This is a genomic window from Streptomyces lacaronensis, from assembly GCF_047337785.1.
Classification (GTDB): Bacteria; Actinomycetota; Actinomycetes; order Streptomycetales; family Streptomycetaceae; genus Streptomyces; species Streptomyces lycopersici.
The window spans coordinates 6,196,943-6,213,795 of record NZ_JBLHDK010000003.1 but is presented as its reverse complement, the minus strand read 5'-3'; the positions used below and the strand labels follow the sequence as shown (position 1 = coordinate 6,213,795).

Annotated in this window: 13 protein-coding genes; 2 read left to right on the top strand and 11 right to left on the bottom strand. The window is 71.7% G+C overall.

All coding sequences use genetic code 11. The features are described from left to right. Window positions 1-261 precede the first annotated feature (261 nt). The gene (gene gdhA / locus ACMTAK_RS27080) at window positions 262-1,608 is read left to right on the top strand and encodes an NADP-specific glutamate dehydrogenase (protein ID WP_413808600.1); all 1,347 of its coding nucleotides are present in this window, start codon (window positions 262-264) and stop codon (window positions 1,606-1,608) included. A 65-nt stretch (window positions 1,609-1,673) separates the two neighbouring features. On the opposite strand, the gene ACMTAK_RS27075 is transcribed toward gdhA, so the two are convergent. From ACMTAK_RS27075 to ACMTAK_RS27030, 10 genes are all read right to left on the bottom strand, one after another. Next, entirely contained in the window at window positions 1,674-2,789 is a 1,116-nt protein-coding gene (locus ACMTAK_RS27075) for a PP2C family protein-serine/threonine phosphatase (protein ID WP_413808599.1), read from the bottom strand. Between the two features lie 149 nt (window positions 2,790-2,938). Next, complete coding sequence (locus ACMTAK_RS27070) at window positions 2,939-3,718, bottom strand: IclR family transcriptional regulator (RefSeq protein WP_413808598.1); 780 nt, start codon at window positions 3,716-3,718, stop codon at window positions 2,939-2,941. 205 nt (window positions 3,719-3,923) lie between these two features. Then, entirely contained in the window at window positions 3,924-4,382 is a 459-nt protein-coding gene (locus tag ACMTAK_RS27065; RefSeq protein ID WP_037956816.1) for an SRPBCC family protein, read from the bottom strand. Between the two features lie 148 nt (window positions 4,383-4,530). Next, on the bottom strand, window positions 4,531-5,799 hold the full coding sequence (locus ACMTAK_RS27060; RefSeq protein ID WP_413808597.1) for an NAD(P)/FAD-dependent oxidoreductase: 1,269 nt from the start codon (window positions 5,797-5,799) through the stop codon (window positions 4,531-4,533). A gap of 601 nt (window positions 5,800-6,400) precedes the next feature. After that, window positions 6,401-7,708, bottom strand: a complete 1,308-nt coding sequence (locus ACMTAK_RS27055; RefSeq protein WP_413808596.1) for a PucR family transcriptional regulator — start codon at window positions 7,706-7,708, stop codon at window positions 6,401-6,403. Between the two features lie 79 nt (window positions 7,709-7,787). After that, the gene (locus tag ACMTAK_RS27050; RefSeq protein ID WP_413808595.1) at window positions 7,788-9,212 is read right to left on the bottom strand and encodes an amidase; all 1,425 of its coding nucleotides are present in this window, start codon (window positions 9,210-9,212) and stop codon (window positions 7,788-7,790) included. After that, entirely contained in the window at window positions 9,209-10,846 is a 1,638-nt protein-coding gene (locus ACMTAK_RS27045; RefSeq protein ID WP_413808594.1) for a sodium:solute symporter family protein, read from the bottom strand. The genes ACMTAK_RS27050 and ACMTAK_RS27045 overlap by 4 nt, the downstream gene beginning before the upstream one ends. Further along, entirely contained in the window at window positions 10,843-11,139 is a 297-nt protein-coding gene (locus tag ACMTAK_RS27040) for a hypothetical protein (RefSeq protein ID WP_413808593.1), read from the bottom strand. Before ACMTAK_RS27040 ends, ACMTAK_RS27045 begins: the two co-directional genes overlap by 4 nt. A 192-nt stretch (window positions 11,140-11,331) precedes the next feature. Continuing rightward, the gene (locus ACMTAK_RS27035; RefSeq protein ID WP_413808592.1) at window positions 11,332-13,725 is read right to left on the bottom strand and encodes a terpene synthase family protein; all 2,394 of its coding nucleotides are present in this window, start codon (window positions 13,723-13,725) and stop codon (window positions 11,332-11,334) included. A gap of 219 nt (window positions 13,726-13,944) precedes the next feature. Continuing rightward, on the bottom strand, window positions 13,945-15,039 hold the full coding sequence (locus ACMTAK_RS27030; RefSeq protein ID WP_413808591.1) for an acyltransferase family protein: 1,095 nt from the start codon (window positions 15,037-15,039) through the stop codon (window positions 13,945-13,947). A gap of 315 nt (window positions 15,040-15,354) precedes the next feature. On the opposite strand from ACMTAK_RS27030, the gene ACMTAK_RS27025 reads away from it, so the two are divergent. Further along, on the top strand, window positions 15,355-15,810 hold the full coding sequence (locus tag ACMTAK_RS27025; RefSeq protein ID WP_413813000.1) for a tellurite resistance TerB family protein: 456 nt from the start codon (window positions 15,355-15,357) through the stop codon (window positions 15,808-15,810). A gap of 92 nt (window positions 15,811-15,902) precedes the next feature. Here the strand turns inward: ACMTAK_RS27025 and ACMTAK_RS27020 are convergent, their stop codons facing one another. Continuing rightward, window positions 15,903-16,850 carry a M56 family metallopeptidase gene (locus ACMTAK_RS27020; protein WP_413808590.1) on the bottom strand — a complete coding sequence of 316 codons (948 nt, stop codon included), beginning with the start codon at window positions 16,848-16,850 and terminating at the stop codon, window positions 15,903-15,905. Window positions 16,851-16,853: the final 3 nt, after the last annotated feature.

Below are 16,853 nucleotides of genomic sequence, written 5' to 3'. Positions count from 1 at the left end.
CCGGGCGGATCAAACGGGTCCGCCGGTCACGAAGAACGCTAGAAACGGACGCGGGCGGGCGGGAGAGAGCGCGGTCCCGTACCGGGAGGGGTACGGGACTCCGGCCCGGGGGTGGAGCTGGCTCCACCCCCTCCCGATCCCCGCAGGTCTTCCCCGGCCTCCCCGGGCGCGCCGCCATGGTGAACCCCGCCGGGGACAAGATCCTGGACCCCGCAGCACCGACATATGAGACAGAAGCCCACAGAGAGGCATCACGCATCCATGGACGTCAGCGCCCGTATCGAGGCCGTCTACGCGCAGATCGTGCACCGCAACCCCGGGGAGTCCGAGTTCCACCAGGCGGCGCGCGAGGTGCTCCCGGCTCTCGCCCCCGTGCTCGGCGCGCATCCGGAATATCTGGAGGCCCGGATCGTGGAGCGGCTGTGCGAGCCGGAGCGGCAGCTCGTCTTCCGGGTGCCATGGGTGGACGACGACGGCGAGGTCCAGGTCAACCGGGGCTTCCGGGTGGAGTTCAACAGCGCGCTGGGCCCCTACAAGGGCGGTCTGCGCTTCCACGCCAGCGTCGATCTGGGCATCGTGAAGTTCCTCGGCTTCGAGCAGGTCTTCAAGAACGCGCTGACGGGCCTCGCCATCGGTGGCGGCAAGGGCGGTGCGGACTTCGACCCCAAGGGGCGCTCGGACGGCGAGGTCATGCGGTTCTGCCAGTCCTTCATGACCGAACTCCACCGCCACCTGGGCGAGCACACCGATGTGCCGGCCGGGGACATCGGGGTGGGGGCCCGCGAGATCGGCTATCTCTTCGGCCAGTACAAGCGGCTGACCAATCGCTTCGAGGCCGGTGTGCTGACCGGTAAGCCGGTCGCCTGGGGCGGTTCACCCGCGCGTACCGAGGCCACGGGGTACGGCACCGTCCACTTCGTCCAGGAGATGCTGCGCACCCGCGAGAGGGATTTCGACGGCCTTACGGTCGTCGTCTCCGGGTCCGGCAATGTGGCCCTCTACGCCATCGAGAAGGTCCACGCCCTCGGCGGCCGGGTGGTGGCCTGCTCCGACTCCTCCGGCCATGTGGTCGACCCGGACGGTATCGACCTCGCCCTGCTCAAGGAGATCAAGGAGGTCCGGCGGCAGCGGATCTCCGCCTATGCCGACGCCAAGCCGGGCGCCGTCTTCTCCGGCCGCGGCTCGGTCTTCGAGCTGCCCTGCGAGGTCGCCCTGCCCTGCGCGACCCAGAACGAACTGACCGAGCAGAGCGCGATCGCCCTGGTCAAGAACGGTGTGATGGCCGTGGCTGAGGGCGCCAACATGCCCTGCACCCCAGCGGCTGTCGAGATCTTCCGGGAGGCCGATGTGCTCTTCGGCCCCGGTAAGGCCGCCAACGCGGGCGGTGTGGCCACCTCCGCGCTGGAGATGCAGCAGAACGCCTCCCGCGAGCGCTGGACCTTCGCCCAGACCGAGGCCCGCCTCGCCGCCGTCATGACCGAGGTCCACACCCTGTGCCGGGCCACCGCCGACCGCTACGGCTGCTCCCCCGACGACTACGCCCTGGGCGCGAACGCCGCCGGATTCCTGCGGGTGGCGGACGCGATGGCCGCCCAGGGCGTCGTCTGAGCCGATCCGCCGGAGGCGCTGAGCGGGTCATACGGACCGCGGGTCAACGCCGACGGCGCATCCGCTCACGCCGACGGCGCGTCCACCGCCCTGCGCACCGCGCCCAGCACCGGCTTGCGGAGCAGCAGCAGCGCCGCGTCGTCGTGGAGTCGGCCGCCCACATGGGACAGCAGTTCGTCGTGGAGCGAGGCGAGGGTGCGGGACGGCTCGTCGCAGATGTGCCGCGGCACCCGTTCCAGCAGCGGGAAGTACTCCCGGCCGCGGTCCCGCGCCTCGATGACCCCGTCGGTGTAGAGCAGCATTTGGTCGCCCTCGGCGAACGGCACCACCTGAAGGCTCGGCAGTTCGCCGCCCAGGGAGGCCAGGCCGAGCGGCGGGGCCGGGCGGGTGGGCTCGACGACGATGATCCCGGTCTCGCCGACCAGCAGCGGCGGGGCGTGTCCGCAGTTGACGAGCTCCATACGGCCCTCACCGGGGTATCCGGCGACCACGGCGGTGACGAAGTCGTCGGGCGCCAGGTTGCGGGACAGGCTGCGTTCGATCCTGGCGACGACGTCGAGCAGGTTCGGCTCGTCGTAGGCGGCCTCGCGGAAGACGCCGAGCACCAGGGCGGCGGTGCTCACCGCGGGCAGCCCCTTGCCGCGTACGTCGCCGACGATCAGCCGCACCCCGTGCGGGGTCGGCAGCAGGGCATAGAGATCGCCCCCCACCCGTGCCTCCGCGGCGGCCGCGCTGTAGCGGACCGCCACCTGGAACTGACCGACCCGGGCCGGCACCGGTGTGAGCAGGGCGTTCTGGGCGGCCTCGGCGACCGAGCGCACGGCGGCGAGGACCTGCTCACGGCGTCTGCGCAGGGCGCTGGCCCCACAGCTCGCCAGGGCCACGGCGGCGGGCGTGGCCAGCATGATCGCCCGGGTGCGCACCGATTCGTCCCCCTGGGTGCCCAGCAGCGCGCCCGCCGCCACGGCGAGGACCCCGATCCGGATCACTCCGTACGGTCCGTAGTGGGCGGCGGCGAGCGCCGGTCCGACGGCGAGCAGTGGTAGCCAGGCCAGCCCCTCCGAGGTCACGAGGGCGAGCAGGGCCACACCAAGGATGACGATGACGGGGACCGCGGGGGCTATGAGCCCAGTGCTGTCCGGTTGGTCCGGGTCGTACGGGCGAAGTCGGGCCAGGAACATGACCTGCTGCGCTGCTCTCTCTCCACGGGGGCAAGTGATACCGGGGGTGATACCGGGGGTGATGCCAGGGGTGATGCCGGGGGGACACCGGGGGTGTCCGTTTCATCCAGAGAAACAGCGATTCGATAGATTCGGCAAGGCCCGCGTTTTCAGATAGTGAGCGAGAGGTTCCTGCTCACCCGGCTCGCCGTCGGCACCAGGCGGGTCCGGAACAGCTCACGGTGCGGATCCAGCTCCGCCAACCGGGCCAGCCGGTCCGCCCGCAGCGAGATCCCGAGCGAGCCGAGCCGGTCCCCGTAGTAGATCGGCACCGCGAAGCACACCGTGCCCAGGGCGTACTCCTCCAGGTCCGCGACCAGGGGGCTTCCGGTCGGAGAGTCCAGGCGGCGCAGCAGGTCGGCCGAGCGGGTGACGGTGCGCGGGGTGAGATCGACGAGCGGATGACGGGAGAGATATTCGCGTCGGGCCTCGTCGTCCAGCTCACGCAGCACGCACTTTCCCAGCGCCGTGGCGTGCCCGGCGTCCTCGCACCCCACCCACAGATCGACCCGGGGCGCCTGCGGACCATCGACGATCTCCGCGACCCGGATCTCGCCCTCGTCGTAGAAGGTGAGATACGCGGCGGCGGAGAGCTCATCGCGCAGCGCGGCCAGGGTTGGCCGGACCCGGGCGAGCATCGCCTGCTCACGGCTGCCGGACTCGAGGGCGCGCAGCTTGTCACCGATCACGAAGCCGCCATCGTCCAGCCGGGACACATAGCCCTCGTGGGCCATCGTCCGCAGCAGGTGGTACGTGGTCGCGAGCGGCAGCCCGGTCTCCCGGGCGAGCCGCTTGGCCGGCGCACCGCCCTCGTGCGCGCCCACTGCCTCCATCAGCCGGAAAGCTCGCTGTACGGATGAGATCAGCGTAGGCGCCGTTCCATCACCCATATGTCCAGCTTGCTCCTGATCTGACCGGATGGGCAAGATCTGATCTCGCTGGATCCGATCTCCACGGAGACGCGCGCGAGGGCGCCGACCGGTGCGGTCGGCGCCCTCGCGCGCTTGCGGGCTCGTCCTCGCGGACGTGCCCTCGCAGACGTGCCCTCGCGGGCTTATGGATCGGTTCGGTGCGGTGTGCGGCGGTGCGCGGCGGTCAGCCGGGGGAGATCCGGCCGCGCCAGGCACCTTCCGCCTCACCGCGGTGCTCGATGAAGTCCTTGAACCTCCGCAGGTCCCCCTTCACGCGCCGGTCGAGCGTCCCGGTCATGTCCGCGGCCTTCTCCGCCATCCCGCTCGGCTCGAAGACCAGGGCCAGATTGACCCGGGTGTGGCGCTCGTCCAAGGACTCGAAGGTGACCAGACCCTGCTGCTGGACATCACCGGAGGTGGTGCGCCAGGCGATGCGCTCGTCGGGTAGCTGATCCACGATCTCGGTGTCGAACTCCCGGTGCACACCGGCGATGGAGGTCGCCCAGTGGTTATGGCGATCGTCCACCTGGGTGACCTGGTCCACGCCTTCCATGAACCTCGGGAACTCGGTGAACTGGGTCCACTGGTTGTACGCGGTGTGGAGCGGAACCCCAACCTCGACGGACTCCCGCACGGTGCTCATCGGTGCCTCCTTTCGACGTTGTCGCGTCGCGCACGACGGCGGGTTACCGCGACCGCCGAGCCGAAACACGAGCGGGCGGGGAGAGCGGGTCCGCTCAGCGCGGCGGGTCCGCTCAGCGCGGCGGGTCCGCTCAGCGCGGCGGTTCCACTCAGCGCAGCGGGTGCAGCGGGGCCAGTTCGGCCGGGGAGGTGCCGGTCGCGATGGCGTCAGCCAGCAGCCGTCCGCTGAGCGGGCCGAGGGCCACGCCCCACATGCCGTGCCCGCCGTTGACGTAGACGCGCGGCGAGCCGGTCGGGCCGATCAGCGGCAGCCCGTCGGGGGTGCAGGGGCGGGCGCCGACCCAGGTGTCCGTACGGGCCTCCCAGTCGATGCCCCGCAGCAGCGGACGGGCCGCCGCGATGATCGCCTGTATGCGGCGCGGGTCCACCGGCCGGTCCGCGGGGGCCAGCTCCATCATTCCGGCGACCCGCACCCGGCCCTCACCCAGCGGGGTGCAGACGACCTTCTGGGCGGCCAGATAGGTGGGGCGGGTGGGGGCGCCCTCGGCCGGGACGCTGAAGCTGTAGCCGCGTCCGGCCTGGACCGGCACCCGGACCCCGAACGGACGGACCAGCGGGTCCAGCCAGGCGCCGGTGGCCACGACGGCGACGTCCGCGCGGAGTTCGCCTCCCGAGGTGGTGACGGCCACGCCCGCTCGCCCGAGGTCCCGGATATCGGACACCTCCGTCCGCTCCATGATCTCGCCGCCGCGTTTGCGCACCGCGTCGGCGAGGGCGCGGACGAAGTTCCCGGGGTTCAGGTAGCGCTGGCCGTGGAGTTCCACGGCCGCGCCGATGCCGTCGCCCAGCGCAGGCTCCAGCGCACGGGCCCGGTCCCCGTCGACCCGCTCGTACGCGATCGTGAAACCGGCCGCGCGGGCGTGCTCCAGCTCCTCGACCATCGCGGCGCGCTCGGCCGCGGTGCGGAAGGCGATCAGACAGGGTTCGGCGGGCCGGGTCGGCTCGGCGACGCCGTCGGCAGCGAGCGCGTCGTACGCGTCCAGCGCATGGCGGTTCAGCGTGGCGAAGGTGGCGGCCAGGACCCGCCAGCGGCGCGGGGTGCAGTTCCGGGTGAAGGCGAGCAGGAAGCGGGCGAGCCGGGGGTCGGGCCGGGGCGGGATATAGACGGGCGACTCGGGGGAGACCAGGCTGCGCAGCCCGTAGCGGAGCGCCGCCGGTTCGGGCAGCGGCAGCGTCAGCGCCGGGGACAGCCAGCCGGCGTTCCCCCAGGACGCCCCGGCCGCGGGGTGGCGCCGTTCCACGACGGTGACCTCGACGCCGTGGTTCAGCAGCGACCAGGCGGTGGCGAGGCCGACCATGCCCGCGCCGATGACGACGGCGCTGCGGGGTGGGCGGGACGGACCGGTGGCGGTGGGCACGGATGCGCTCCTTCCCATGGGTGGAACGCCATCATCGGGGGAGGGAGCCGGGCACCGCACTGGCCCGGAGGCCGAGAGCGCACGGTCCGGCCTTGTCGCCGGGGACAAACGGAGTCTTGTCGCCAGGGCAACGGAGTCTTGTCGCCGGGGACAAACGGCCTGCCGAGCGCCGGAGGCAAACGGCCTGCCGGGGCGCCGAGGACTCACAGCCCGCCGGGCGCGGGGGGCTGACGGCCCGCCGGGGAATGGCTCGACCGGCCATGGTCTGGGCCCTGGCCGGTGGATCCTCGCGCCTGTGACATCAGCGGATGGCACCGCGGGGCCCGTGATGTCTGGTGCGGGGGACGTCTCCCTGCGGTAGCCGGGACGCCGTGTCAGGCATCGCGGGCCCGATACGGGGGGTGTCCGGCGGACCACGCGGCGGAGCCGCACCGTACCTTCCCGCGGCATCGATATGCGGCTCCGCCGCGTGGCAGGGGCTTCGCCCCAGACCCCGGGGTCTGGGGCGAAGCCCCAGTTTCGGGAAGGGGCGGGGAGGGGAACAGCCCGCCGCAGGCGTCCACGACCCGTCGGACACTCCCTGAGCTCCACCGGACCGGAACTACGGCAGACGCAGCGCCCGCATCCGCAGCCTCAGCCGGATATCGAACGCGGCGCCGGGGTCGCTCAGATCGAGCCCGGTGATCTCCTGCGCCCGCCGCAGCCGGTAGCGCAGGGTGTTGGGGTGGACATGCAGCTGACGGGCCGCCAGCCGGGCGTCCTCTCCGGCGGCCAGATAGCGGTCCACGCTGTCCAGCAGCGCCGTGCCGCGCCTGCGGTCGTACGCCTCCAGCTCCGCGAGCGCGCCCAGCGGATCGTGGCCCGCCTCGACGGCCAGGTCCACGGTCCGCATGAGCAGGGCGTCCAGCTGGACGTCGCGGATGTGGGCGGTGCGTTCCCGCGTCGTGCCGAGCCGGGAGAGCAGTCGGACCACCAGCTCGGCGTCGGCGCGTGAGCGGCCGAGCCGACCGGGCCCCGGGACGGTGCGGCCGACACCGGCCGCCGCTCCCGGCAGCTCCCCCACGGCCCGCAGCAGCCGCTGTTCGTCGCCGACCGGCACCACGGCATAGCCCACACGGTCGATCTCCGCGCTGAGCCCACCGGGCTGGAACGCGGAGAGTCTGCGGTCGAGGTCGGCGAGGGCCCGGCGCAGCGGATCGCCGGGCGGACCGCCCTGACCCGCGCACGGGCCGTAGTACGGGCCGTCGTACGGGATGCCATACGCAACGTCATACCGGCCGTCGTACGGGCCTTCGTACGAACCGGTGCCGGGCGCGGGCGCCGACGGCAGCGGGCGTACGGCGACCACGGCCAGCGGTCCCGGCCCCAGCGGGAGCTCACGGGCCGTCTCGACGGCCTCGTCCCCGCCGCGGAGCAGCGCCCGTACGGCGGCGGTCCGCCGCGCGTCCGCGGCCAACCGCCGTTCGGCCTGCCGGGCGAGCAGGGGCGCGAGCAAGGCGGCCGACTCCTCCAGGGCGGCCCGCTGCTCGGGGGACGGCGAGGAGGGCACGATCGCCCAGATGGAGCCGATGGCCGTGTCACCGGCCCGGATCGGCATGATCGCGCGCGGCAGGATCCCCGCCCCGCGCAGATCCGCGTAGAACGGTCCGGAGGAGCCCGCCAGCCGCTCGTCCAGATGCTCGGTGCGCAACAGGGTGCGGTACCGGTCGGGCACCCGGCGGCTGAGGATCGTGGCGATGCGCGCGTCGTCCGAGTTCTCCTGACCGGGGGAGTAGGTGATCAGCTCGGACGCGTCGTCCTCGATGGTGACCGGGCCGCCGGCCAGCCCGGCGGCCCTGGTGGCCAGCGAAAGCAGAGCGTCCGAGGCGTCCTCGTACGAGGAGTCGTCGTACATGGCTCCTCCGCTCATCAGCGCCAATGGTCCCCGGGGCACTACCCGGACCCGTTCACTCTGATGCCCGAAGGCACGGATTATCCAGGAGTGTGCGCTACTCGATCCCCGCCGGGCGCCGCCGCCAGTGCCCGGTGGCCCGCTCGAAGGCGTGGCCGACCTGGAGGACCGCGAAGTCCGCCCGGTGCGGACCGACGATCTGCACCCCGACGGGAAGCCCGCCGGGCGTGAACCCGGCCGGTACGGACAGCGCGGGACTGCCGGTCGAGCTGATCAGATACGCCGAGCGCATCCAGTCCAGATAGTCGTCCATGGCCACCCCGGCGATCTCGGTCGGGTACTCGATGCCGACGTCGAACGGCACCACCTGGCTCACCGGCAGCAGCAGCACGTCATAGCGGCCGAAGAACTCCCGGACGCGGTGGTAGAGCAGGGTGTGCAGCACCTCCGCGCGGCCGATGTCCGGCCCGGTGAGCTTGCGCCCCTCCTCGGCGTTCTCCCGGATCGCCCGCTTCAGCCCGTCGGGGTGGCGGTCCATGAGCGCGCCGAAGGCCACCTCGAAGACCGAGGCGCGCAGCGTACGGAAGACCTCCTCGGCCTCGGTCAGGTCCGGGCAGGCCCGCTCCACGACGCAGCCGAGGCCGGTGAAGACCTCCGCCGCCGACTCGACCACCGCGGCCACCTCGGGCTCGACCGGCACCAGCCCCCCGAGATCCGGCGACCAGGCCACCCGCAGCCCCGTCAGATCGCGGTCGAGGGGCCGGGCGAAGCGGGCGCCGGGCTCCTCCAGGGCGATCGGCGACCGCGCGTCGGGCCCGGCGATGGCGGACAGCAGCAGGGCGGTGTCGGCCACGGTACGGGCCATCGGCCCCTTGACGCCGAGGGTGCCCCAGGCGGTCAGGGCGGGCCAGTTGGGGACGCGCCCGGGCGACGGGCGCAGCCCGACGACATTGCAGAACGAGGCCGGGTTGCGCAGCGAGCCGCCGGTGTCGCTGCCGTCCGCGATCGGGATCATGCCGGAGGCCAGCGCGGCCGCCGCGCCCCCGCTGCTGCCGCCCGCGCTGCGGCCCAGGTCGTGCGGGTTGTGGGTGGCGCCGAATATGGGGTTGAAGGTGTGCGAACCGGCCCCGAACTCGGGCACGTTGGTCTTGCCGAGGGTGATCGCCCCGGCGGCCCGTATCCGCTCGATCAGCAGATCGTCCTGGTCGGGCACGCCGTCGGCGAGCGGCGAGCCATGGCTGGTGCGGATGCCCGCGGTGTTGTGGAGGTCCTTGTGGGCGATGGGCAGCCCGTGCAGCGGCCCGGGCTCCTCCCCCGCCGCGATCCGCTCATCGGCCTGCCGGGCAGCCTCGCGGGCACGGTCCGCGACGAGGGTGACGATCGCGTTGACGGCGGGGTTGACCCGTTCGATACGGGCCAGATGGGCCTCGAGCAGCTCGCGCGCGGAAAGCTCACGGGAGCGCAGCAGCGCGCTGAGGTCCAGTGCGGTCCTGAAGCAGAGATCGTCATCCGTCGTCGTCACGGTCGCTCGCCTTCCTCGATGGTCGTCGCTGCGCGGGTCCGGGCCTTCGGACCAGGGTCCTCGCGGGGCCCGCTGTCCTTACGCAGCCCATGGCCCTCATGGGCTCCACAGTCCTCATGGGTTCCATGACCCTCATGGGCTCCACGGTCCTCCTGGGCCCCATCGCCCTCATGGGCTCCACGGCCCTCATGGGCCCCAGGGGCGGAATCCATGGTTGGGGAAACGGCCGGGCGGCGGAAGAGCGCCGTCACGGCGGCCGCCACCAGCAGATTGACCGCCAGCGCGACCAGGCCCGCGTTCACATGGTGGGTCTCCACCTCGGCCAGGGTCAGCCAGGTCACCACCGCCTCACCGGTCACCAGGCCCGCCAGCGCCCCCGGGGCGGTCAGCAGCCGCCGGCGGCCGATCGCCGCCAGCAGCCCCGGCACGATCTGGATGAAGCCGCTCACCGTGAGCAGCTGGAGGTCGGCCAGCAGCCCCGGCCGCAGGATGCCGAGGGTGAGCGCGAGTCCGATGGCCAGGACGACCACACTGTGGTTGACCGCCATCCGGGCCGCCTCCCGGCGGGCGGGCAGCAGATTCCGCGCCACCAGGGTCGAGATGCCGACGCACATCGCCCCGGCCGGAACCATCGCGGACGCCGCCGCGGCGACCACGACCAGCCCGGTGGCCCAGCCCGGCAGGGCGCCCTGGGCGAGCGTCAGCAGAATCCCATCCGGGTCCCCGGCCCCGTCCCCGCCCGGGCGGGCCACCAGCATCCCGGTGAACCCGATGGTGATCGGGACCATCAGCGCGATCTGGTAGAGCGGCATGAAGACGTTGTTGGTGCGGATGGCCCTCGGCCCGCCCGCCGCCATCAGCGGCGGCCAGTGGTGCGGGGTGGCCATCAGCCCGCCCGCGAGCGCCGAGGTCAGCACGCTGGTCGTCCACCACATCCGGTCGCGCTCCCCGGAGTGCACGGTCAGCATCTGCGGCTGGACCTCGTGCACCTGCCGGAACACCTCGCCCAGACCGCCGGTGTAGTGCAGCGGGACGGCGATGGCCAGGACGAGCATGACGCCGAGGGTCAGCACGTCCTTGAAGTACGCGCTGTTCTTGAGCCCCCGGATGCCCGACCACAGCACGAACGCCGCCGTCAGCACGGAGGCCAGCACCATACTCAGCCGCCCGGAGGCCGTACTGCCGGTGACCAGCCCGACGACCATGCCGAGCCCGGTGATCTGGAGCTGGAGGTACGGAATCAGGAAGACCAGGCCGATGACGGCGATGACCTTGCCGTACAGCGGGCTGCCGTACCGCTGGGTGAAGTAGTCGGCCTGGGTCAGATAGCCGTGCCGCGCGCCAAGCCGCCACAGCCTGGGCTGGATGAAGTAGAGCAGGAGGAAGGCGAGGGCCAGATAGACCATCGCGTACGTGGCCGCGTTGCCGCCCGCGTACGCGACCCCGGCGACGCCGAGGAAGCTGAAGGTGGTGAACACCTCGCCCGCTTGCAGGAACCACATCGCGAGGGTGCCGAAGTTCCGCCGCCCCACGGCCCATTCGGCGAGATCGGTGGTGCGGCCGGTCCGGCCGAGGAAACCGCACAGGGCGAGGGCGCACATGCCCAGCAGGGAGACCGCGAGGACGACGCTCACCGGCGCTCACCGCCCGCCCGCTCGCGGGGGCGCCACAGGCCCCATTCGACGGCGGCGAGCGCGGGGGTGAGCGCGAGCACCCAGGCGCAGATCCAGACGTACAGCGACGGCATCCCGAACCAGAGCCGCTCGGCGTTGACGAACGGCAGCCATACGGAGGCGAGGAGGGCCAGGGCGGGGATGGCGGGCAGCAGGAGGAGCGAGTCGCGCCACGTTCTCCTGGTGGGGGCGGGGGCGACGCCGGGGTCCGGGCCGGGGCCCGGACCGCCGGGATCTTCAGCTGCGGCCGACACGGTACCTCCAGGGCGCGAGGGGACTGCGCGGCATTCAACAGGCCACCCCCTGCTCCGGGCATCGTGCCGGACGGCCAACAAGCGGCCGCCCCGCCTTGTCCCGGCGGACAAAGGCGGGGCGGCCGGCCCGAGGTCTCGTACCCGAGGTCCTTACGGCCCTTACGGTCCTTCCCGGTGTCCTTACGGACGTCCTTACGGATGTGATCCGGCGGCTCCGGCGGGCACCGGAACCCGCGCGGCCGAGGTGCCGAGCCCGGTGGGCCCGTGCCAAGGGGCCACCGGCCGCGCCCCGGCTCCGGTCCCGGCGCCCGTCACCGACACGGTCCCGGCCCCTTCCCGCACCGGCCGCCGATGAGCGCGGATCAGCTCCTCTTCCCGGTAGCGCGGGACCTCCCGGTGCCAGTTCAGGATCCCGGACATCCAGTCCCGCAGCTCCTCCACATAGCCGTCCATCGCCTTCCGGGCCTCCGGCTCCAGGCCGAAGTCGTCGTACAGCACCGGGAACTCATGCTCCGCGACATGCTGGAACTGCCGCATCCGGGACGTCATCAGATCGTTCACGACGGCGACGCCGGTCGGGTAGTCGCAGTCGAAGAAGTTCTGGACGACGAGGACGCCGTTGTGGACCTCGCCCTCGAACTCGATCTCCTTCTGGTACGAGAAGACGTCGTTCAGCAGCGTCGCGTAGTCCATGGCGGCGTTCTCCAGCGACCGGACCGGGCCGCTGCGGTAGATCTCGGACGGCACCCGCCGCCCGCGCGCCAGTCGGCACAGGCTCATGGTGAGGTCGGAGCCGAAGGTGTCCCTGCGCATCTCGATGTAGTCGACCGGGTCGGGGATCCGGTTCTTCGTGTGGTTGGCCAGCTCCCACAGCCAGCTGGCGGTCATGTTCTCGATGGCCTTACGGAGTTCACGGCGCGCCGGGTCCTCCATCGGGCCCGCCGTACGGCTCCACAGATCGGCCAGCGATCGCTCCAGCGCGTTCGCCGGGGGCGGGGTGGGGCCCGCGTCGAGCGGCATGAACGCGCCGAGCCGGGCGTTGCAGGCCCGGGCCCCGGCCAGGTCGTGGGTCCGGCCGAAGACCGCCGGGTAGTAGTCGTCCGCGTAGGTGCCCCAGGCCAGCCAGCCCGACGCCAGATCGAGCTCGTCCGGGGAGCCGTCCGGGTGGATGCCGGCCGCGCACAGCGGCAGGTCGGCGGCGAGCATCCGCCGCTCGTCCCAGACGTGCGACCCGGGGATGCCGGGCTGCGGTCCGAGGATGCCCATCCGATGTGCCCAGTCGGCCAGGTGGTCGCGGGCGGTGGGCAGATGCTGATTGAGCCGGAGGGTGAACGGCATGAAGAAGTCCGGCAGCAGGGAGGGCCCGGTCCTCTGGAACGGGACATGGCTGAACCTGCGGGTCCGGGCCGCCTCCGCCCGGCCCGTGGTCAGCGGCAGGCTCGCCGCGGAGGTGCCGAGGCCGCTGAGCGCGAAGGGCGACCACGCCGGGGGCTTGTCCGCGCCGTTCACACCGTCCAGGCCGACCGGGCTGTTCGCACCCTCCGGGCCGTTCGCCCCCCGCGTGCCGTCCGCTCCCTCCGGGCCGACCGCACCGTGCGCGCCGTTCATGTACCGGCTGGAGCGCATATGCCACTCATGGCCGCCGGACTGCCAGTCCTGGAGCCCCTTGACGTAGGCGAGGACCCCCGCGCAGGCCGCCGGGTCCAGGCCGTGCTCGGCGAAGAGCGGGCCGAGCTCGGTGAGGGCGGTGTCCTCGAACTGCTGCAGCCGTGAGGTGAGCAGCTCGTTGACGGAATCGGCCGCCTCCTGAGTGGTGCAGCACAGGAACGTCTCCAGGACCAGGACGCCATTGCTGAGCTCGCCCTCGTCCTCGATCTCCCGCTGGTACGAGAACAGGTCGTTGCGCAGGTGCACCGCGTCCGCGAAGGCGTCCCGCAGCACCCGCATCGGCCGCGAACCGGCGATCACCGCCGGCACCTCGGCCCCCACGGCATGCTCCACCAGCCCGGCCGACCAGGGCGCGCCGCCGACCTTACGGCGCATCTCGATGTACTCGACCGGATTGGGGACCCGGTGGATGTTGATGTTCGAGAGCTCCCAGAGCGATTCGTTGAGCAGGTTCTCGGTGCTCTCCCGGAACCGGGCCCGCCAGTCCGCCGACATCGAGGGCACCGTCCGCGCCCACAGATCCGCGAGCCCCGCCTCGACCGGGTTGGTGGGCTCGGGGGTCCCGGCGGCCGGGTCCATCGGCATGAAAGCGGGCAGCCGGTCGAGATACGCCTTACCGGCCGCACGGTCCTGGGAGCGCTTGAACGTCTCCAGGAAGTGGTCGTCGAAGAAGAACACCCACACATACCAGTCCGTGACCAGCGACAGCTCCGCGTCGGAGCAGTCGGGGTGGGTGTACGCGCACAGCAGGGCGTAGTCGTGGGCGTCGAGATCCTCCTGCTCCCAGATTCCCGAGCCCTCGAGCATGCCCATCTCGCGGGCCCACCGGGTGGAGTGCTCCCGTGCCGCCTGGACATGGGGGTTCAGCCGCGCCGGATACGGCATGTAGAAGTCGGGGAGTTGAAAGGGCTGTGTCACTGCTGGGCCGGCACCTCTCCGTGCGACGGTGGCCCGTAGTCGTCGTCCGGCTACGGACCGGGGGTCGGCTACGGGTTACCCATACCGCAACTGGCCTATCCGAAAGCCCAATTAGTCACACAAGTGCGCTCGCATGACCGGGCCCGTTGCCGCGTACCGTGACCGACACCCCTTGCCGCGTACCGCCCCCTGACAAGGGGCACCGGTCGAGTCCGCCGATCATCCGTCGCGTCTCCGGAAGGCCCACTCCATCCGCGGCTCCATCGCGAACCGGAACGCCCGCTGGACGGGCGGCGCGCACAAGGCCGTCACCACGGCCACCGCCACCGCCGTCACCGCGATCTCCCCCAGCGGCCGGTGCAGCCAAGGATGGTCGTACCAGTCCCAGAAGCGGGAGCCCTTGGCGAGGAAGCCGTGCAGCAGATAGCCGTACAGCGTCCCGGCGCCGAGCACCGTGAACCACATCCGGCGCCGGGGCACCCAGGCGAGGAAGCACACGGTGAGCACCATGGAGCAGCCGAAGAGGGCGAACGTCATGACCGTCCCGACCCACCACGGCGCACCGAGTTCCTGCGCGCTGTCCCGGCGGTAGAACCACGCCGGGTTCATCCGTGGCACGGCCCAGTAGGCGAAGACCGCGGCGGCCGCGACCACCGGTACCGACAGCCATCTGACCTCGCGCCGCCGCATCATCCGGAAGTGCTCCGGCCGCATGTGCAGCCCCAGCACGAAGAAGGGCAGGAACTGCAGCACCCGCTGCAGATCGAGGTCGTCACCGATATTCGGTGAACAGGCGGCGAGCGCGGCGACGGTGAGGGCCAGCGCCACCGGCCACCGCGCGATCCGCCACAGCGGCGTGGTCAGCCGCCAGACGAAGAGCGCGATGAGAAACCAGGTCAGATACCAGGGGTCGAGCAGACTGACCGGATAGGAGGGATCGTCGTCCGCCCACCGTTTGAAGAAGGTGTACGCGACCTCGAAGAGGACGTATGGAACGGCGACACCCGTGATCAGCCGCTTGAGCCGGTCCGGCCGGAGATCGAAATTCCGCGAGAAGTACCCGGAGATGAGAATGAACGCCGGCATATGGAACGTGTAGACGGTCATATAGAGCGCGGATGCCGCTCTGCTGCCGCCTCGCAGGGGCTCCCACGCATGCCCCATCGCGACCAGCACGATCGCCAGATATTTGGCGTTGTCGAAGAACGCGTCACGTTGTTTCGGCGCGGCGGACGGAGCCGGTGCCACCTCGGGGGGCGGGGCCGCCGGTGCGCGCCGCGCGGGCAGTGTCGGCAGTAAGTGCGAGACGTTCATCACATACGCCCTCCCGGGCAACCTGCGGGGGAAATCCAGCCTCTTTCCACGTTTCGGCGGAGGGTTGTGGAGTGGAACATTCCACGCACCATAGTGGGGCTCGCGAGTTCGCGCCCCAAAAGGCTCAGCTCTCGCGTACAAGGGTTTACGCCCAGCCCAGCGCATCCGTCACCTTCTCAACTTGGGAACTTCTTTACCTCTCCGATCAGTTCACAGAGTGATGAAGAGGGGCCGATCCGCCCGGCCTTGACTGACCCCGCCTGCTAGTTTCTACACAACTGTAGATCCTAACGACCGTATGGAGTGTGAGTGGCCATGGCCCTGTGGGACCGCATCAAGGAGTCCGCCCAGACGATGCAGACTCAGCTCGAAGCGAAGAAGAACGACTTGAAGAGCGGCGCCTTCCGCGACGCGAGCATGGCGATGTGTGCCCTGGTGGCGGCGGCGGACGGCTCGGTCGACCCGTCCGAGCGGCAGCGCGTCGCCCAGCTGATCGCCTCCAACGAGGTGCTGCAGAACTTCCCGGCCGACGATCTGCAGCGCCGCTTCAACGACTACGTCAACAAGCTCACCACGGACTTCGACTTCGGCAAGGTGAGCGTGATGCAGGAGGTCGCCAAGGCCAAGAAGAAGCCCGCCGAGGCGCGCGCCGTGATCCAGATCGGCATCGTCATCGGTGGCGCGGACGGCGACTTCGACAAGACCGAGCAGGCCATGGTCCGCGAGGCGTGCTACGCGCTGGAGCTGCCGCCGGCCGAGTTCGACCTGTAAGGCGAACCGAGGCGAAAACCGTAAGGCCGCCCCGCAAGCCATGAGCCGCGGCCTTACGGCCGCCCCGCCAGCCGTAAGGGCGCGGCCTGGAGCTACAGCGGGGTCGCGGCGTGCAGGACGAGGACCAGGGCGACCGCCGCGTTCGCCGAGGACAGCGCGGACGCTGCGGTGCCCACCGCCGCGATCCACAGGGCCAGCCCCGCCGCCGTCCACGTCGGCGGCCAGCGCCGGGACGGCGGCACCGGCTCCAGCAGCGCCGCGACCCTTCGCGGCACCGGCCCCGGCGCGGCGAACCCGGCGAGCGCCGGCCCCGGCGTGCCCCGGGAGACCAGGGCGGCCTTGCCGACCGCCCGCGCCGTGACCCGGCGGTCGCCTACCTCCTGGGCCGCTTCCTCGTCCGCCCAGCGCTCGGCGCAGTAGTCCACCGCGGCCCGCAGCGGCCGCAGCAGCGGGTTGGCCCGCGCCGCGAGCTGCGCGGCCAGCAGATAGCGGTGGTGGTGCGCGGTCAGATGGGCGCGCTCATGCGCGATCAGGGCCCGCCGCTCGCGGAAGCTGAGGCTGTCCAGCATCCCGGTGGAGACGACGATCCGGCCCGGCTTCCCGGTTCGCCCTGAGGTTCCTGGCAGGGCGTACGCGTACGCCCTGTCGTCCGGCAGCACCGCGACCGGCGACTCCGGCAGCCCGGCGAGCGCGAGCCGGGCGTCCCGCCGCACCCGGCCATGACGCAGACAGGTGGCCGTGCAGGAGACGGCCACCGCCGCCAGCGCGCCGATCGCCGCCTTCCCGGCCACCACGTCAAAGGGCACCGCCGCCCGTACCTCGGGGTCCGACCAGCTGTCCGGCAGCGGGTTGCCGGGCAGCTGCGCCGTGCCGACGACCATCAGCAGCCCCAGGCACAGCGTGGAGCACACCGCGAGGACGGTGCCGACGAGCGTGAGCAGCCGGGTGGCGGTGCGCGGATGGAGATGTTGCTCGGCGAGCCGCGCGATCGGCAGCGCCGTCAGGGGCAGAACCAGCGGGAGGAAGACGAAGACGCCCATCGG